Genomic DNA, 17,394 nt, shown 5'->3' on the forward strand with positions numbered 1-17,394 from the left:
CGGCAACAGCCCCGCGAGCAGCGCCTCCCGGTCCAGCGCCCGCGCCAGCGCCCGGCGCACCTCCGGCCGGTCCAACGGCGGACGCTCCGTGTTGAAGGCCAGGAAGTACGTGGACAACAGCGGCTCGCGCTTCAGGTCCGACGCCCGCATCCCGCGCAGCGCCGCCGCGCTGTCCACGAACACGAAGTCCACGCGGCCCCGCTCATACAGCGCCGGGCCAATCTCCGACTTCATCAACGTCAGCACCGGCGCTGGCGTCTCCCCCGGCCCCATCGGCGGAGGGAACGCGCTGCGCGGGTTGTAGACCAGCCGCACGCGCTCCCCCGCGCGGTCCCACCGCTCCACACGATAAGGCCCCACCGCCAGCGGACGCCCGTCCCGGGGCCGGTCGAAGTAGTCGCGCACCGCCTCGTCCGACTTGCCCTCCAGGTCCGCCGAAGGCGCGGGAAAGAACAGGTACACGTTCGCGAGCCGCGCCAGGAAGTAGCTGCGAGGCCGCGCCAGCGTCACCCGCAGCGTCCGCGCATCCACCGCCTCCACGCCCACGCGCGACAGCGCGGCCTTCACCTCCGCGTCCGGCGCCGCGCGCTCCAGCAGCGCGAGCACCTCCTCCGCGCCCTGGAGGTCCGCCATCTCACCGCGCTCGCGGCCCAGCAGGGCCCGGTGCCACCCGAAGACGAAGTCGCGCGCCGTGACGGGCGAGCCGTCTGACCACGTCACGTCCGGCCGCAGGTGGAAGGTGTAGACCTCGTGCCCGGCCGCGTCCGCCTCGCGCTCCCACCGCTCCGCCAGGCCCGGCTGGACGGAGTGGTCCACCCCCAGCGTGGTGAGCCCCTTCTGCGTGGCCAGCATCACCGGGTAGTTCACCCAGCTCATCGGATCCGAGTGGCTCCAGTCGAGCGTGGTGGGCATCGCGGGCACCACCACCTTCACGCCCGGCTCGGGCTGGAAGCCGCACGGCCCGCAGGCCGCGGCCATCACCAGCACCAGGGAGTAGGACAGGATTCGCGCGCGAGGAGCCACCGCCCGCGTTCTACCCCGACCGGCGCCCAAAAAAGAGAGAAGCCAGGAGACCGGCGACTCCTGGTCGGCCGGCATCCTGGCTTCGTCACCACCCAGCCCAGGCCCCCTCAAGGGGCCCGGGACTCAAGGCCTCAGGAGGCCGGCGAGGAAGGCGTGGACACCGCCTCCGTCACGGACAGCCCCACCTTCAGGTTGTCCCCGGCGCCCTTGCGGCCGAACTCCTCCGGCTTCTCCAGCAGCAGCGCCTCACGCAGCACGTCGTCCACGAACTCCACCGGGACGATGCGCAGCGCCTTGCGGATCTTCAGCGGGATGTCCTTCAGGTCCTTCTTGTTCGCCTTCGGGATGAGGACCGTCTTGATGCCCGCGCGGTGCGCCGCCAGCGTCTTCTCCTTCAGGCCGCCGATGGGCAGCACGCGGCCGCGCAGCGTGATTTCACCCGTCATCGCCACGTCCCTGCGGACCGGCACGCGCGTGAGCGCGCTCACCAGCGCCGTGGCCATGGTGACGCCCGCGGACGGACCGTCCTTGGGAATCGCGCCCTCCGGCAGGTGGACGTGGATGTCGTAGTTCTCGAACACCTTGCGGTCGATGCCGAAGCGCTCCGCGCGGCTGCGCACGTAGGACATGGCCGCCTGGGCGGACTCCTGCATCACCTCACCCAGCTTGCCGGTGATGATGAGCTTGCCCTTGCCCGGCATGGACGTGGCTTCCGTGGTCAGGATTTCGCCGCCCAGCTCCGTCCACGCGAGGCCCGTGACGATGCCCACCTGGTCCTCGCGCTCCGCCACGCCGTAGCGGAAGCGGGGCGTGCCCAGGAACTTCATCGCCTGCTTGCGGTCCACCTCGATGAGGTCCCGCTTGCCGTTCTTCAGCACGTCGCGGGCAATCTTGCGGAACACGCCGCCAATCTCACGCTCCAGCGAACGCACCCCCGACTCGCGCGTGTACCGGTGCACGATGGTCTTCAGCGCGTCGTTGGTGATGTCGATCTTCAGGTCCGCGAGGCCGTTGGCCTCCTGCTCCTTCGGAATCAGGTAGCGCCGCGCGATGGAGAGCTTCTCCGGCTCGGTGTACCCCGCGATGCGAATCACCTCCATGCGGTCCTGCAGCGGACCGGGGATGTTGTGCATCGTGTTCGCGGTGCAGATGAACATCACCTTGGACAGGTCGTAGTCCAGGTCCAGGTAGTGGTCGTTGAAGTTGTGGTTCTGCTCCGGGTCCAGCACCTCCAGCAGCGCCGCGCTCGGGTCGCCACGGAAGTCCGTGGACATCTTGTCGATCTCGTCCAGGAGGAACACGGGGTTGTTGCTGCCCGCCTTCTTCAGGGACTGGATGAGCTTGCCCGGCATCGCGCCGATGTACGTGCGGCGGTGGCCGCGGATCTCCGCCTCGTCACGCACGCCGCCCAGGGACAGGCGCACGAACTTGCGGCCCGTGGCCCGCGCGATGCTGCGCGCCAGCGACGTCTTGCCCACGCCCGGGGGCCCCACGAAGCACAGCACGGGGCCCTTGAGCTTCTTCACCAGCTGCTGCACGGCGAGGTACTCGAGGATGCGCTCCTTCGGCTTCTTCAGGCCGTAGTGGTCCTCGTTGAGCACCCGCTCCGCTTCGGTGACGTCCAGCCGGTCCTGGGTCTCGTCGTACCAGGGCAGGCTGATGATCCAGTCGATGTAGTTGCGGACGACCGTGGCCTCGGCGCTCATCGGGCTCATCATCCGGAGCTTCTTCAGCTCCTTCTTGACCTTGAGCGTGGCCTCCTTGCTCATCCGCTTGTTCTTCAGCTTCTCTTCAATCTCCTGGATCTCGTTCTTGAACTCGTCGCGCTCACCCAGCTCCTTCTGAATGGCCTGCATCTGCTCATTCAGGTAGTACTCCTTCTGGGTCTTCTCCATCTGCTTCTTGACGCGCGTGCGGATCTTCTTCTCCACCTGGAGGATCTCGATCTCGCCCTGCATCAGCTCGTAGAGCTTCTCCAGGCGCTTGGCCGGGGACTCCGTCTCGAGCAGCGCCTGCTTGTCGTTCAGCTTCAGCGACAGGTGCGCGACGATGGTGTCCGCCAGGCGCGCCGGGTCGTCGATGCTGGCGACCTGCATCAGCATCTCCGGCGGGATGCGCTTGTTGAGCTTCACGAAGGCTTCGAAGACGGAGTGGACGGAGCGCACCAGCGCCTCCAGCTCCACGCTCTTCTCCAGCTGCTCCTCGACTTCGTCCACCTCGACCATGAAGAACGAGTCGTTGGGGTGGAACTTCTTCACCTTGGCGCGGCGCACGCCCTCCACCAGGACCTTCATCGTGCCGTCGGGCAGCGGGAGGAGCTGGATGAGGTGGCCGATGGTGCCGAAGTGGAAGATGTCGTCGGGCGAGGGGTCGTTCGTCTTGGCCTTCTTCTGCGCGGCCAGCAGGATGACCGCCTTGTCATCCGGCCCCTTGTGGGCCATCGCGTCCTTCAGGGCCGCGATGGACTTCTCCCGGCCGACGAACAGCGGAACCACCATGTGCGGGAACACGATGATGTCCCGAAGGGGCAAGAGCGGGATGGTGAGTCCCCGCTTCTGGGCTTCCTTCTTGTCGTCACGTCCGAAGAACATGTATCCGCCACCCGCTGGCCCACCATACAGGCGGGCCCTTGAAGAGTTGCCCGCATGGCGCCCAAGCGCGCATGCAGGGTGAAACACCGCTCTATAACACGCCGGTCCCAGGCCCCGTTCCCGTCACAAGATTGGGGGCCTGCAGCCTGCCTTCAAGGGAACACCGGCAGGCAGAAGTGTGTGCTGCCCTGATTCTAGCGGCTCTCGGCCGCTACCCCGGCATCCGGCCGTGCAACGTCCAGGACCTGGAAGAGGAAGGCGTACATGTCGACGCTGGATTCAATGGCCTTGGCCACCTGGTCCGCCCCTCCGTGGCCCGCGTTCGCCTCGATGCGTAGCAACGTGGGCGCCGGATTGCCCTTCGCGTTCTGCACCGCCGCCACGAACTTGCGCGCGTGCATGGGGTCCACGCGGTCGTCGTGTCCGAGCTCATCATCAGGAGCGCCGGGTACCGCACGTCCTGCTGGACGTGGTGGTAGGGCGAATAGGCGTACAGGGTCTTGAACTGCGCGGAGTCCTCCGCCGACCCGTACTCCGGCACCCACGTCCGCCCGCTGCCGAACAGGTGGAAGCGCACCATGTCCAAGAGCGGCACGCCGCACACCACCGCGCCGTACAGCTCCGGGCGCTGCGTCATGGCCGCGCCCACCAGCAGGCCGCCGTTGCTGCCGCCGTAGATGGCCAGCTTCTTCGCCTGCGTGTACTTCTCCCGGGCCAGGTACTCGGCCGCGCCGGCGAAGTCGTCGAAGACGTTCTGCTTGTTCGCGCCCTTGCCCGCGTCATGCCAGGCGGTGCCGTACTCGCCGCCCCCGCGCAGGTTGGCCACCGCGTAGACGCCGCCCGCGTCCAGCCAGGGCAGGATGCTCGCGCGGAAGGAGGGCTGCATGCTGACGAAGAAGCCGCCGTACCCGTACAGCAGCGTGGGCGCATTTCCGTCCTTCTTCAGGCCCTTCTTGTAGACGAGGAACATGGGCACCTTCGTGCCGTCCTTCGACGTGTAGAAGACCTGCTCCGTCGTGTACGCGTCCGGGTCCATGGGCACCTCCACCTTCGCCCACAGGTCCACCTTCCCGCTCTTCACGGACGTCCGGTACACCTGCCGGGGCGTGGTGAAGGAGCTGTAGGAGAAGTAGGCGTCGTCCTGGTCCTCCAGGCCCACCAGGTTGCTGGCGGCGCCCACGCCCGGCAGCTGCACGGTGCGCACGGGCTTGCCCTCCAGGGTGGTGATGCGCAGCTCCGTGGTCGCGTCCTTGAGGTACTCCAGCGCCAGGTGGCCGCCCACCAGCGACACGCTCTCCAGCGCCGCCTTCGGGTCCTCCGCCACCACTTCCTTCCAGTTCGCGCGCTCGGACTTCTTCGGGTCCACGGCGAAGACGCGCTGGCGCGGGGCGCCCTCGTCGGTGACGACGTAGAAGCGGTCCTTCCAGGCGAGGACGCTGTACTTGGCGCCCTGGCCCTTCACGAGCAGCCGCCAGTCCTTGTCCTGCGGGTGCTTCCAGTAGACGTCGTTCTCGCTCCAGCCGCGCAGGATGGAGGCGAAGAGGTACTTGCCGTCGCGCGACAGGTCGCCCTGGAGGAAGGTGGTGGGGTCGCCCGTGCGCTCGTGCACCACCACGTCGTTCTTCGGGTCCTGGCCCAGCTTGTGGAACTTGAGCGTGGTGTAGCCCGGGCGCGCGTCCACCGGGATGGAGGGGTCCGTGGGCAGCCACTCGTAGTAGAAGCCCTTGCCGTCCGGGGTCCAGTTCGTGTTGGCGTACTTGGCGCCCTCAATCACGTCGACCTTGGACCACTCACCGGTGTCCACGTCGATGACGTGCAGGGTGGCCTCGTCCGCGGCGTTGGGGCGCACCGGGAAGGCCACGCGCTTGCCGTCCCACGACGGCACCCACCGGCCCAGGGACACCGGGGCCTCCTTGCTCATGGCGTTCGGGTCCAGCAGCACCTTCTCCTGTCCGGACTCGCCGTCCTTCCAGTAGACGATGGCCTTCTCCTTGTCCTTGTGGGTCCGCATGTAGAAGAAGCGGTTGCCCCGGCGGAAGGGCGCCGTCACCGAGTCCACGTAGAACAGCTCCGTGAAGCGCTTCGTCAGCGCGTCGCGGCCCGGCATCTTCGCCAGCGCGTCGCGGGTGAAGCCGTCCTGCGCCTTCATCCAGGCCTGGACCTCCGGGGCCTTCTCGTCCTCCAGCCAGCGGTACGGGTCCGCCACCTGCTGGCCGTGCAGCGTGTCCACCACCGCTTCGGAACGGGTCGCCGGATAGGCCATGCGGGAAGGGCCCTCCCGGGCCGGAGCGCGGTCGCCGGCCGCCGCCGGGGCTTGCGAGGACGCGGAGGCAGGGGCCTCTTCGCGAGTGGCTTCCTTCGAGGAAGTGCAGGCCACGAGCGACAGCAGGGCAGGCATGAGCAGCTTTCTCATGGGGGACAGCAGATACAAGAAGCCCCTGCCCCCGGCCCGGAAAAAGTGCGGCCCGGTCCCCCGCCTGGAGGCCCGCAAGAACAGGGGGCGCGCCCCGGTCCAAGACCGTGACGCGCCCCGCCATCCCCGTCAGGCCCTTGCGAGCCCCTGGAGGATGAGTCCGCTCAGGCGGATTCCTTCTTCGGCTCCGGCGTCTCCTTGTTGTCCTGCGAGTGCAGGACGACGGGCTCGCTCTTCTTGAGGATGACCTCCTCGGAGATGAGCACCTCGCGGGCCGTCTTGCGGGACGGGATTTCGTACATCACGTCCAGCATGGCCGTCTCCAGGATGGAGCGCAGGCCGCGGGCGCCCGCCTTGCGGCGGATGGCCTCCGACGCGATGGCCTTCAGGGCCCCGTCGGTGAACTTCAGCGACACGCCGTCCAGTTCGAAGAGCTTGCGGTACTGCTTGGTGAGCGCGTTCTTGGGCTCGCCCAGGATGTTCACGAGCGCGCCTTCGTCCAGCTCCTCCAGCGCGGTGATGATGGGCAGACGGCCGATGAACTCCGGAATCATGCCGAACTTGAGCAGGTCCTCCGGCTCCACGTGCTTGAGCAGCTCGCTGAGGTTGCGCTGCTTGCGCGATTGAATCTCCGCGCCGAAGCCCAGGCTGCGGCCCCCCAGGCGCCGTTCAATCACCTGCTCCAGGCCGCCGAACGCGCCGCCGCAGATGAAGAGGATGTTGGTGGTGTCCACCTGCAGGAACTCCTGCTGCGGGTGCTTGCGGCCACCCTTGGGCGGGACGTTGGCCACCGTGCCTTCGATGATCTTCAAGAGCGCCTGCTGCACGCCCTCGCCGCTCACGTCGCGGGTGATGGACGGGTTCTCCGACTTGCGGGCGATCTTGTCGATTTCGTCGATGTAGACGATGCCCCGCTGCGCGCGCTCGATGTCGTGGTCCGCGGCCTGGAGCAGGTTGACGATGATGTTCTCCACGTCCTCGCCGACGTAGCCGGCCTCCGTGAGGCACGTGGCGTCCGCGATGGTGAAGGGGACGTTGAGGATGCGCGCCAGCGTCTGCGCGAGCAGCGTCTTGCCGGAGCCCGTGGGGCCGAGCAGCAGGATGTTGCTCTTCTGCAGCTCCACGTCGTCCATCGCGACCTTGGACTCGATGCGCTTGTAGTGGTTGTGCACCGCCACGGAGAGCGTCTTCTTCGCGCGCTCCTGGCCCACCACGTACTCGTCCAGCACGGCCTTGATTTCCGAGGGCCGGGGGATGCGCAGCTTGGTGTCCTTGGTCTCCTCGCGGTCGATCTCCTCCGCGATGATGTCGTTGCACAGCCCGATGCACTCGTCGCAGATGTAGACCGTCGGGCCCGCGATGAGCTTCTTCACCTCCTTCTGCGACTTGCCGCAGAAGGAGCAGCAGAGGGTCTGGTTGTCTCGCTTCTCCACGTTCTTACCCGCCATGAAATCCCTCGCTGCGCCTGAAAGGCCCCAACCCGCTTCGCGTCCGGTCCCCTGCCCCTGCCCAATCTAGTCAGCCCCCATCCGGAACGTCCACGCACCTTCCGGGTACTTAACAAGGGGAAAATGCCGGCGGCGGGAGAAACGAGAAGGCCGGAGGCCCGGGAGAAGATTCCCAGCACCCCCGGCCGCCGACCGGGTGCCTGACGCCCCGGCCCGTTCAGATGTCGGTGTGTCTACTTCTTCTCGTCCGGCTTCACGCCCACGACCTTTCGAGGGTCCTGGATGGCGTCGAGGATGCCGTACGCCTTCGCCTCCGTGGCGCCCATGAAGTAGTCGCGGTCCGTGTCCTTCTCCACGCGCTCGATCGTCTGGCCGGTGTGCTTGACGATGAGCTCGTTGAGCTTCGCCTTCATCCGGAGGATTTCGCGGGCCTGGATTTCAATGTCCGTCGCCTGACCACGCGCGCCGCCGAGCGGCTGGTGGATCATGATGCGGCTGGAGGGCAGCGAGTAGCGCTTGCCCTTCGCGCCGGCCAGCAGCAGCACGGCGCCCATGGAGGCCGCCTGCCCCACGCAGATGGTGGAGACGGGCGCCTTGACGTACTGCATCGTGTCGTAGATGGCGAGCCCCGCCGTCACGGAGCCACCAGGCGAGTTGATGTAGAGGTTGATGTCCTTGTCCGGGTCTTCCGACTCCAGGAACAGGAGCTGGGCGACGATGGCGTTGGCCACGTCATCGTCGATCTCCGTTCCCAGCATGACGATGCGGTCCTTCAGGAGCCGGCTGTAGATGTCGTACGAGCGCTCACCCCGGTGGGTCTGCTCGATGACGTAGGGGACGGGCATGAAGGGCATGTCGGATGGACCTCTAGAAGGGACTCAGGAACCCTGAAGGAAAAGCCTCAAGAATACTTCGCCCGGCCCTTGAGGAATTCAATCGTCTTTTCCTCGCGAAGTCGCAGAGACAACCCAAGGCGCTCGTCCGGGCCCTTGAAGTACTTCTTCACCTGGGCGACCGGCTGGTTGGCCTCGATGGCCAGGTCCTCGATGCGCTTCTCCACCTCTTCGTCGGACGCCTGGATGTTCTGCTGCTGGGCGATGGCCTCGAACAGGAGCGTGCCCTTCACCTCCAGGGTGGCCTTCTCCCGCATCTCGTCGCGCAGGCGGTTGAAGTCCAGGCCCAGCTGGCGCGGGTCGATGCCCTGGCGCTGCATCTGGCGGAAGGCGCCCTCCATCATGGAGTCGATGGCGCGCTCCACCATGGCGCGGGGCACGTCGAACGGGTTCTTCTCCAGCAGCGCCTTGATGAGCCCGTCGCGCTCGTCCACCGTGGCCTGGTTCTTCTTGGCCTTCTCCAGGTCGGAGCGGACCTTCGCGCGCAGCTCGTCCACCGTCTGCGCGACGCCCGTCTCCTTGGCGAAGTCGTCGTTGAGCTCCGGCACCACCGGCTTCTTCAGCTCCTTGACGGTGATGTGGAAGACGGCCGTCTTCCCGCGGACCTCTTCGGCCTGGTAGTCCTGGGAGAAGGTGTACTCGACGTCCTTCGTCTCGCCGACCTTCACGCCCGCCAGCTGCGGGATGTTGCCCTGGATGAGGTCGCCGTCCTGCACGCGCACGCCAATGCCGTCCGCCTTGCTGCCGGGGAACGCATTGCCGTCCACCTTCGCCTCGAAGTCGATGGTGACCTGATCACCCTGGGCCGCGGTGTCGCGGTCGGTGACGGGCTCGATGCGGCCCAGGTTCTGGCGCATCTGCTCAATCTGCTGGTTCACCGCGTCGTCGGCGACGGCGGTGTCCACCTTCGTCAGGGACAGGCCCTCGAAGTCCTTGGCCTCCACCTTCGGCTTCACCTCGACGCGCGCCTCGAAGTTGAAGGGGGCGCCGGGCTTGAGGCCGGAGTTGGTCACCTGGGGAGAGGCGACGGCCTCCACCTTGTGCTCGCGCACGGCGTCCAGGTAGGCGCGCTGCACGACGCGCTGGATGACGTCGTCCTCCACCTGCTCGCGGTACTTCTGCTCGAGGATGCGGCGGGGAACCTTGCCCTGACGGAAGCCGGGCATCTTCACCTGGCCGCTGAGCGCGGCGTACGCGCGGTTGAGCTCCTCAACGACGCGGGCGTTGTCGACCTCGATGGAGAGCTTCTTCTCGATGGGAGAGAGCTCTTCGACCTGGACCTTCATGCGGGCCTCGCTCGCCGCCTCCACGGGCTGTACGTCCCGGGGCGGCAACCGGAAAGTGGGACGTGCGGCTTTAGGGGATAGGCACGAACGGGTCAACGCGAAATGGGCGAGGAGGGACTCGAACCCTCACACCTTGCGGTACCAGATCCTAAGTCTGGCGCGTCTACCAGTTTCGCCACCCGCCCGACGCGTCGCGCGACCGCCGTCCTACTCCGAAACGTCCGTGGACGACAGGGGCTTTCCCGGCCCGGGCGCGAGGTCCACGGGATGCCGGAAAAGACACAGGGCCCCTTCCGTTTCCAGAAGGGGCCCTGCGAGTGAGAGCGGAGGGAATCGAACCCACAACCTATGGATTAAGAGTCCATTGCTCTGCCAATTGAGCTACGCTCCCGGCTTTGCTTTCGGCCGCGTTGGCTGCGCGACGTCCGAGGTGGCGCGGTGAATACCGGGCGCCGCCCGCTCTGTCAAAACGTTTTTGCATCCCCTCCTCCATTCCCGGCCACGTGAGCGGACGCCCGGCGTGCGGCCGTCCTGCCAGGGCCTGGGGAACCGATGCGAAGGGTCCGCCCGGCTCGCATGTTGATCCACGCCCCGGTTCGCGCTGCAGGTCTGTAGCAGGGTCCCCTCCAGGCCCCTGCCCCACGGGCCGTGCGCCGTGTTCCCGGGCAACCATGTGGTCGGGCGAGGGTCGTCCGTCCTTTTCGAGCGGTGCTGGAGACACAGTGATGGATGCGAATGTGAAGGCGGATGGAACGACGTCGCCGCAGGGCGCGGCCTGGAACCGGGAGCGGGTGGACCTGGTGAAGCGGACCATCTGCCCTCGGGGAATCAGCGAGGACGAGTTCGCCCTCTTCATCGAGCAGTGCAAGCGCAGCGGGTTGGATCCGCTCCTCAAGGAAGCGTTCTGCGTGGCGCGCCGCCAGAACATCGGCAACCGCGAGCGGCCCAACTGGGTGACGAAGTACGAGTTCCAGCCCTCCGAGGCCGGCATGCTCGCCCGGGCGGAGCGCTTCCCGGACTTCAAGGGCATCCAGGCGAGCGCGGTGTTCGCCGAGGATGAGATCGTCGTGGACCAGGGCAAGGGCGAGGTGGTGCACCGCTTCAACCCGGCCAAGCGCAAGGGCGCCCTGGTGGGTGCCTGGTCGCGCGTGGTGCGCGAGGGGAAGCTGCCGGTCGTCGTGTGGCTGGACTTCTCCGGCTACGTCCAGCAGACGCCGCTGTGGGCCAAGATTCCCACCACGATGATCGAGAAGTGCGCCCGCGTGGCGGCGCTGCGCAAGGCGTACCCGGAGGCCTTCGGCGGACTGTACGTGCGCGAGGAGATGCCGGCGGAGGAGTACGACGCGCATGCCCCCCACCCCCACGACGAGCCGGCCCCCGCGTCCGGCGCCTACGAGGTGCTGGGCTCGAAGCCCGGCCCGGTGAAGGCGTCCTTCCCCACCCTGGCCCCCGCCCCCGCGGAGGCCCCCAAGGCGGTGGAGCCGGCCCGGACTCCGGAGAAGGAGGAGCCGAGGCTCGACGTGGACGTGCCGCTGGCGCCGGTCACGGCGGTCGCGGCGGTGCCCGTGGCCCAGACGCCCGAGCGTCCGAAGGCGAGCGCGGTGGTGGTGGCGTTCGGCCCGTACAAGGGCAAGACGACGTCGGAGCTGTCCGACGACGAGCTGAGCGAGACCATCGACCTGGCGCACGAGAAGCTGATGGAGCAGCCGCGCGCCCGGTGGGCGAAGGCCATGCGCGAGAACCTCACCGCGCTGGAGGCGGAGACGGAGCTGCGCTGCCGCGTGCCGTCGTCCAAGGACGGCGCCGGGACGAACCCGGAGGCCTGAGCCGCCGTCAGTCGCTGAAATGAACAACGCCCGCGTTCCCGAGGAGGGGACGCGGGCGTTTCGTCTTCCAGGCGGGAGGGAGCTGGGAAAGGGAGTGCGCCCAGAGGGACTTGAACCCCCAACCCTCGGCTTCGAAGGCCGATGCTCTATCCAGTTGAGCTATAGGCGCGGGGCGAAGCGAGAGAAGAAGGGCGAATGACCGGGATCGAACCGGCAACCTCCGGAGTCACAGTCCGGCGCTCTAACCAGTTGAGCTACATTCGCCGTCACTTCACACGTCACGGCTTTGAAAGCGGCGGTCTCCTACCGTGGAAACCGTAGCTGTTCAAGGCCCAAAACCATCTGCCAGCAGATTTGCGCCCCAGGCAGGGCTCGAACCTGCGACCCCCGACTTAGAAGGTCGGTGCTCTATCCAGCTGAGCTACTGGAGCTGGCCGGTCCTCACTGCTGAAACATCACGGCACTTCAAGTCGGGGCGAGAGGATTCGAACCTCCGACCCCCTGCGCCCAAGGCAGGTGCGCTACCAGGCTGCGCTACGCCCCGAGAAGTGCTGCATTCTTCGCCTAACGCGGACGGACGCGCAAGCTTGCTCTTCCTGACGCCCGCCCGCCCGGTCAGAGCGCCAACAAATGGCGCCGCATCAGCTGGAAGGCCCGCGCCCGGTGAGACACCCGCGCCTTCTCCTCCGGCGCCAGCTCCGCCATGGAGCGCCCGCCCTCCCCCTCCACCTGGAACACGGGGTCGTAGCCGAAGCCGTTCGTCCCCTTCGGCGCGCGCAGGATGACGCCCTCGCAGCGGCCCACCTCCACCCGGGGCTCGGCGCCCTTGCCCGTCACCAGCGCCAGGGCGCAGCGGAAGGACGCGGTGCGCTTCTCGTCCGGCACGCCTGAGAGCTCCGCGAGCAGCTTCTCGTAGCGGGCCCGGTCGTCTCCGGGCGCGTACCGGGCGGAGCGCACGCCGGGCTGTCCGTCCAGCGCGTCCACGCACAGCCCGGAGTCGTCCGCCAGCGCGGGCAGCCCGGTGGCCTCCGAGTACTCGCGGGCCTTCTTCACCGCGTTCGCCTCGAACGTGGCGCCGTCCTCCACGGGCTCGGGCACGGGGGGCAGGTCCTTGAGGGACACCACCTCCACCGCGTCGCCCACGAGCGCGCGCAGCTCGCGCAGCTTGCCGGCGTTGCCGGTGGCGAAGAGCAGCTTCGGCTTCATCCCAGCACCTTCGCCTGCGCGACGGCGAGCTGCTGGATGGCGGCCAGGCCTCCGTCCAGCATCGCGTCCATCGACTTGCGGTCGAAGAGCTTGTGCTCGGCGGTGCCCTGCACCTCCACGATGCGCCCGTCACCCGTCGCCACGAGGTTGAGGTCCACCTCCGCGGTGGAGTCCTCGTCGTAGTCCAGGTCCACGCGCACCTCGCCGTTCACCACGCCCACGGACACCGCGGCCAGCGGGGTGAGCCCCTTCAGGAGGCCCGGCTTGTTGAGCGAGCGCATGGCCAGCACCAGCGCCACGTACGCGCCGGTGATGGACGCGGTGCGCGTGCCGCCGTCCGCCTGGATGACGTCGCAGTCCAGCGTGAAGGTGCGCACGCCCAGGGCCTGCAGGTCCACGGACGCGCGCAGGGCCCGGCCGATGAGGCGCTGGATCTCCATGGTGCGGCCGGACTGCTTGCCCTTGGCGGCCTCGCGCGAGCCGCGGGTGTGCGTGGCGCGCGGGAGCATGCCGTATTCAGCCGTCACCCAGCCCGAGCCCTTGCCCATCAGGTGCGGCGGGACGCGGTCCTCCACCGAGCAGGTGACGAGCACCTTGGTGTGGCCGAACTCCACCTGCACGGAGCCCTCCGCGTAGCGGTTGACGTTGGGCGTGAGGGTGACAGGCCGAAGGTCCAGCGCACCACGGTTGAAGGAACGCACGGGGGAAAGCTCCTGACGCAAGAGGACTTCAAAAGCCCCCACGCTTTATCAGGGCGCCGTGGATCCAGCCACCGGTTGCGGGGGCGAGGAGTCCCGCCGGCGCGTCTCCCGGAGGAAGGCCTGCACCCCGTCCGCGATGGCCTCCGCCAGGGTCTCCTGGTACGCCGCCTTCCCCAGCCGGGCACCCTCCTGGGGGTGGGAGATGAAGCCCACTTCAATCAGCACCGCCGGCGCCTCCACGCCCGTGAGCACGAAGAAGGGCGCCTGCTGCACGCCCCGGTCCGCGGCGCCGCTCCTGGACACCAGGCGCGGGTGGATGGCGTAGGCCAGCCGGGACGCGTCCGAGTGCGCCTCCGTGCGCGCCAGGTCATCCAGGATGAAGGCCAGCGTGGAGTGCCCGCGCGCGGAGCGGGCCGTGGGGGCCTCCGCGTTCTCTCGGTCCGCCACCGCCCGCGCCGCCTCACCGGAGGCGTTGGCGGAGAGGAAGTACGTCTCGATGCCTTCGGTGCGCTCGCGCAGGCGCTTCGTGGGCATGGAGTTGGCGTGGATGGAGAGGAAGAGGTCCGGCCGCTGGATGTTGGAGAACTCCACCCGCTCCGACAGCGCCATCTGCGCGTCGCGGTCGCGCGTGAGGAACACCTCGCTGCCCGCGGCCTCCAGCTTCTCGCGCAGGCGCTGGGCAATCTGGAGGGCGATCTCCTTCTCCCAGAGCGCTCCGGGCCCCTTCGCGCCCTCCTTCGCCCCGCCATGTCCCGGGTCGATGACGATGCGCGCGCCGCGCTCCCCCGCCCCGGCGAGGGCCGGCAGCAGGCACGCGAGCAGGAGGGAGCGGAGGGGGAAGCGGCGCGGCGACATTCGCTCGCGGATGTTAGCGGAGCCCTGGCCGGGAGGCGAAATCCGCGCCCCGGTGCCGGTGGCTTCAGCCGATGACGTCGATGCCGGGACGGCCCGCCTGGACCTCGCCGATGAGGGCCGCGTCCACGCCCGCCTTCTCCAGCGCCTGGAGGGCCTTCAGCGCATGGCGCGCGGGCACGCTGGCCAACAGGCCGCCGTTGGTCTGCGCGTCCGCGAGCAGCCACTGGATGTGCTCTGGCAGCCCCTCCGGGAACGTCACCTGCTTCTTCACGTGGGCGAGGTTCGTCTTGGTGCCGCCCGGAATCACGCCGGCCTCCGCCAGCGCGGGCACCTCCGCGATGAGCGGGATGCGCTCCAGGTCCACCGCCGCGCGCGTCTTCGCGCCGTTCATCATCTCCAGCAGGTGGCCCAGCAGGCCGAAGCCCGTCACGTCCGTGAGCGCGTTCACCTTGAAGGCGCCCGACGCGAACACCTCACCGGCCGCCTTGTTGAGAGTGGCCATCTGCGCCGTCACGCGCTTCGCGAGCTGCTTGGACGCAAGGCCCCGCTTGATGGCGGTGGTGGCGATGCCCGTGCCCACGGGCTTGGTGAGCAGCAGCACGTCCCCCGGCTTCGCGCCCGCGTTGGTGAGCACCTTCTTCGGGTGCACCACGCCCGTCACGGCCATGCCGAACTTGGGCTCCGGGTCGCGGATGCTGTGGCCGCCCAGGATGGGGATGCCCGCCTCGTCCGCCTTGGACTGGCCGCCCGCCAGAATCTTCCGCAGCGTCTTGAGCGGGAGTTCGTCCGGGAAGCACACCAGGTTGAGCGCGAACAGCGGCTTCGCGCCCATGGCCCAGATGTCCGACAGCGCGTTGGCCGCGGCGATGGCGCCGAACTGGAACGGGTCGTCCACGAGCGGCGGGAAGAAGTCCACCGTCTCCACCACGGCCAGGCCCGGCGCCACCTGGTACACGGCGGCGTCGTCGTTCGTGTGGAAGCCCACCAGGGCCCGGGGGTGGGACGCCGCCCCCTTGAGGCCGCCCAGGACCTTGGCCAGGTCCCCCGCCTTGAGCTTCGCCGCGCAGCCCGCGCAGTGGCTCATCTCCGTGAGGCGCTTCTTCGGCGCCACCGGCTTCGCACCCGCCATGATGTTCCCCGCCCTACTCCGCGCGCACGTAGTCGCGCTTCATGAGCTGCACCACCGTTTCGGCGGTGAGCACGTCGTCGCCGTCCGAGTGGTCCAGCACGCCGCCCAGCGAGCCGTGGTTGTGCACGAGCTGCAGCACGTCCAGCATCTCCGGCGTCAGCTCCTTCAGGGGCGCGGTCAGCGGCTGCGCGAGGCGCAGCGCCGTGGCCATGGGCGGCAGGTTCGGCTGCAGGCGCTTGAACTCGTCCAGCTGCCGCAGGGCGTCCATCAGGAGCGCTTCGGTGGAGGAGTCCAGCTCCACCATGAACTCCTGCGTGTCCGCGGGGCGCAGCTCGAAGTCACCCTCTTCCCAGGTGACGATGCGGTTGAAGCTCTTCTGCGGGCCCAGGTTGTGGTTGTCGTCGATGACCGCGTAGTACACGCGGCCCTGGCGCAGGTAGATGCGGCCCTCGTGGGCGTTGTTCACCACGAGCACGCCGTTCTTCTTGGACGTGTGGAAGAGCTGGAGCAGGTCCGGGAGGGGAATCTCTTCAATCTTCCCCGTCATGGAGCTGGCCTTGGTGGTCCGCGCGGCCTGGGCGGCGGCGGCCTCCTCCAGCTTCTGCTTCACGACGCTCTCGTCCACGGCGGCGCTCTCCGCGCCCTGGTGCACGAGCTTGAGGATGGAGGTCCCGATGAGGATGCGGTCTCCCTCCTTCAGCTTGGCCTGCTTGACCTTCTCGCCGTTGACGAAGGTGCCGTTGGTGGACCCCAGGTCCTCGATGGTGATGGCTCCTTCGGAGAACAGAATCTTCGCGTGCTTGCGCGAGACCATGTCCTCCACCAGCACCATGTCCAACTCGCTCGACCGTCCGACGACGATCTGCTTGTTGGCCTTCAGCGGGAACTCACCGCCCTGGTACTTCCCGGAGATGAACTTGAGGGCAAAGGACTTCGCCGTACCGCCAGGAGTGCTCACGGTGCCGCGACCTCGATGATGGAAGTTGCCATGGTGCTCAACCCGTCACTTCCGCCTTCCCCGGGTCCTTCACCAGGTTGAGGTACATCTGCGCGCTCTTGTTGCCGGGGCTGCGCACGAGCACGTCTTCCCAGACCTTCACCGCCTCGTCACGGCGTCCCGCCGAGTACAGGGCGATTCCATAATTGATCCGTCCAGGAATGTACGACGGATTCTGCGCGATGACCTGTTCGTACTCCGCCATGGCCGCCGCGCTGTCCCCGGCGTCCCGCAGCGCGTTGCCCAGCTTCAGGCGGATGTCCACGAACTCCGGGAAGTGCGCCAGCGCGCGGCGGTACTCCTCGATGGCCTTCTGCCACACGCCGCTGGAGGCGAACACGTCGCCGATGTCGGCGTACATGTTGGCCACCTTCTTCATGACGTAGGGGTCCAGCTCGCCGGGGGCGCCCTTCTGGCGGGACAAGGCGGCCTGGTAGACCTCCTTCGCCTCCGCGTACTTCCCCATGTCGTTGTAGATGACCGCCAGGTTGAGCGCGGCCTCCGTGTACGCGGGGTTGAGCCGCAGCGCGGACTCGAAGGCCCGCTGCGCCCGGGCGAACTGGCCCTGGTCGTGGTAGATGATGCCGAGCATGTTGTAGACGTCGGCGAAGGTCGGATTCTGCTCGACCACCTTCGTCAAGAACTGCTCGGCCTGCGCGTACTGCTTCTTCTCGAAGGAGCCGCGCCCGAGGGTCAGTAGCTGCTTGAGGGCTTCGTCCATGACTCGGCCCGCGCGGCCCCTGCCTCCTCGGGTAGCCTACATGAGCCCGGGCGAAAACAAGAATTGATCGCCCTCGCGCACGAGCAAAAGCGGACGCTCCCCCCGGGTGTCCACCGGCCGGGCCGGAAGGTCTCCCTCCACCCGGTAGTGCTCCGTCACCACCGCCTCGTCCCGCTCCAGGCGCGCGTACCAGGCCTGGACCGTCAGACGCCGCCGGGCCAGGGGGGCCATCTCCGCCCACGTCTTCCCCGCCCCGCCGTCCCCTCCCGGGCCCGCCAGCCGGGCGAGCGCGTCCGGCCGGCCGG

At 68.1% G+C, this 17,394-nt stretch carries 12 protein-coding genes, 6 tRNA genes and 2 pseudogenes; 1 reads left to right on the plus strand and 19 read right to left on the minus strand.

Features of this window, described 5'->3' with window-relative positions; genetic code table 11:
* The 8 genes and pseudogenes from ACLEQD_RS16970 to ACLEQD_RS17005 form a co-directional block, all read right to left on the minus strand.
* Positions 1 to 978, minus strand: a 978-nt coding sequence (locus ACLEQD_RS16970) for an ABC transporter substrate-binding protein (protein WP_410385260.1), incomplete at its 3' end; no start/stop codon positions are given.
* 176 nt (positions 979 to 1,154) lie between these two features.
* The gene (lon, locus tag ACLEQD_RS16975; RefSeq protein ID WP_410385243.1) at positions 1,155 to 3,614 is read right to left on the minus strand and encodes an endopeptidase La; all 2,460 of its coding nucleotides are present in this window, start codon (positions 3,612 to 3,614) and stop codon (positions 1,155 to 1,157) included.
* A 194-nt stretch (positions 3,615 to 3,808) separates the two neighbouring features.
* Positions 3,809 to 6,012, minus strand: a pseudogene (locus tag ACLEQD_RS16980) (prolyl oligopeptidase family serine peptidase).
* 179 nt (positions 6,013 to 6,191) lie between these two features.
* Positions 6,192 to 7,475: an ATP-dependent Clp protease ATP-binding subunit ClpX gene (gene clpX / locus ACLEQD_RS16985; RefSeq protein ID WP_014394869.1), complete on the minus strand. Its 1,284-nt coding sequence runs from the start codon at positions 7,473 to 7,475 to the stop codon at positions 6,192 to 6,194.
* Between the two features lie 233 nt (positions 7,476 to 7,708).
* Complete coding sequence (gene clpP / locus ACLEQD_RS16990) at positions 7,709 to 8,329, minus strand: ATP-dependent Clp endopeptidase proteolytic subunit ClpP (protein WP_120527430.1); 621 nt, start codon at positions 8,327 to 8,329, stop codon at positions 7,709 to 7,711.
* 47 nt (positions 8,330 to 8,376) lie between these two features.
* Positions 8,377 to 9,654, minus strand: coding sequence for a trigger factor (gene tig, locus ACLEQD_RS16995; protein WP_410385245.1), 1,278 nt, complete (start codon positions 9,652 to 9,654; stop codon positions 8,377 to 8,379).
* Between the two features lie 103 nt (positions 9,655 to 9,757).
* Positions 9,758 to 9,839: transfer RNA gene (locus ACLEQD_RS17000), tRNA-Leu, on the minus strand.
* A gap of 133 nt (positions 9,840 to 9,972) precedes the next feature.
* A tRNA-Lys gene (locus tag ACLEQD_RS17005) sits at positions 9,973 to 10,045 on the minus strand.
* A 334-nt stretch (positions 10,046 to 10,379) separates the two neighbouring features.
* On the opposite strand from ACLEQD_RS17005, the gene bet reads away from it, so the two are divergent.
* A complete protein-coding gene (gene bet / locus ACLEQD_RS17010; protein WP_410385247.1) occupies positions 10,380 to 11,480 on the plus strand; it encodes a phage recombination protein Bet in 1,101 nt (366 codons plus the stop codon).
* 95 nt (positions 11,481 to 11,575) lie between these two features.
* On the opposite strand, the gene ACLEQD_RS17015 is transcribed toward bet, so the two are convergent.
* The 11 genes and pseudogenes from ACLEQD_RS17015 to ACLEQD_RS17065 form a co-directional block, all read right to left on the minus strand.
* A tRNA-Arg gene (locus ACLEQD_RS17015) sits at positions 11,576 to 11,649 on the minus strand.
* A gap of 21 nt (positions 11,650 to 11,670) precedes the next feature.
* Positions 11,671 to 11,744: transfer RNA gene (locus tag ACLEQD_RS17020), tRNA-His, on the minus strand.
* A 93-nt stretch (positions 11,745 to 11,837) separates the two neighbouring features.
* Positions 11,838 to 11,911 (minus strand) — tRNA-Arg (locus ACLEQD_RS17025).
* 39 nt (positions 11,912 to 11,950) lie between these two features.
* Positions 11,951 to 12,024, minus strand: a tRNA-Pro gene (locus ACLEQD_RS17030).
* A 71-nt stretch (positions 12,025 to 12,095) separates the two neighbouring features.
* Positions 12,096 to 12,686, minus strand: coding sequence for an RdgB/HAM1 family non-canonical purine NTP pyrophosphatase (gene rdgB / locus ACLEQD_RS17035; RefSeq protein WP_410385249.1), 591 nt, complete (start codon positions 12,684 to 12,686; stop codon positions 12,096 to 12,098).
* The gene (gene rph, locus ACLEQD_RS17040) at positions 12,683 to 13,387 is read right to left on the minus strand and encodes a ribonuclease PH (protein WP_410385251.1); all 705 of its coding nucleotides are present in this window, start codon (positions 13,385 to 13,387) and stop codon (positions 12,683 to 12,685) included. The genes rdgB and rph overlap by 4 nt, the downstream gene beginning before the upstream one ends.
* A gap of 48 nt (positions 13,388 to 13,435) precedes the next feature.
* Positions 13,436 to 14,242: an N-acetylmuramoyl-L-alanine amidase family protein gene (locus ACLEQD_RS17045; RefSeq protein ID WP_410385253.1), complete on the minus strand. Its 807-nt coding sequence runs from the start codon at positions 14,240 to 14,242 to the stop codon at positions 13,436 to 13,438.
* Between the two features lie 64 nt (positions 14,243 to 14,306).
* A complete protein-coding gene (gene selD / locus ACLEQD_RS17050) occupies positions 14,307 to 15,371 on the minus strand; it encodes a selenide, water dikinase SelD (protein ID WP_410385254.1) in 1,065 nt (354 codons plus the stop codon).
* 13 nt (positions 15,372 to 15,384) lie between these two features.
* Complete coding sequence (locus ACLEQD_RS17055) at positions 15,385 to 16,329, minus strand: DUF4388 domain-containing protein (protein ID WP_410385256.1); 945 nt, start codon at positions 16,327 to 16,329, stop codon at positions 15,385 to 15,387.
* Positions 16,330 to 16,366: 37 nt separating this feature from the next.
* On the minus strand, positions 16,367 to 17,089 hold the full coding sequence (locus ACLEQD_RS17060) for a tetratricopeptide repeat protein (RefSeq protein ID WP_410385258.1): 723 nt from the start codon (positions 17,087 to 17,089) through the stop codon (positions 16,367 to 16,369).
* Positions 17,090 to 17,125: 36 nt separating this feature from the next.
* Positions 17,126 to 17,394, minus strand: a pseudogene (locus ACLEQD_RS17065) (hypothetical protein); the annotation flags it as partial.

The sequence above is a fragment of the Corallococcus sp. 4LFB genome (genome assembly GCF_046520365.1).
Classification (GTDB): Bacteria; Myxococcota; Myxococcia; order Myxococcales; family Myxococcaceae; genus Corallococcus; species Corallococcus caeni.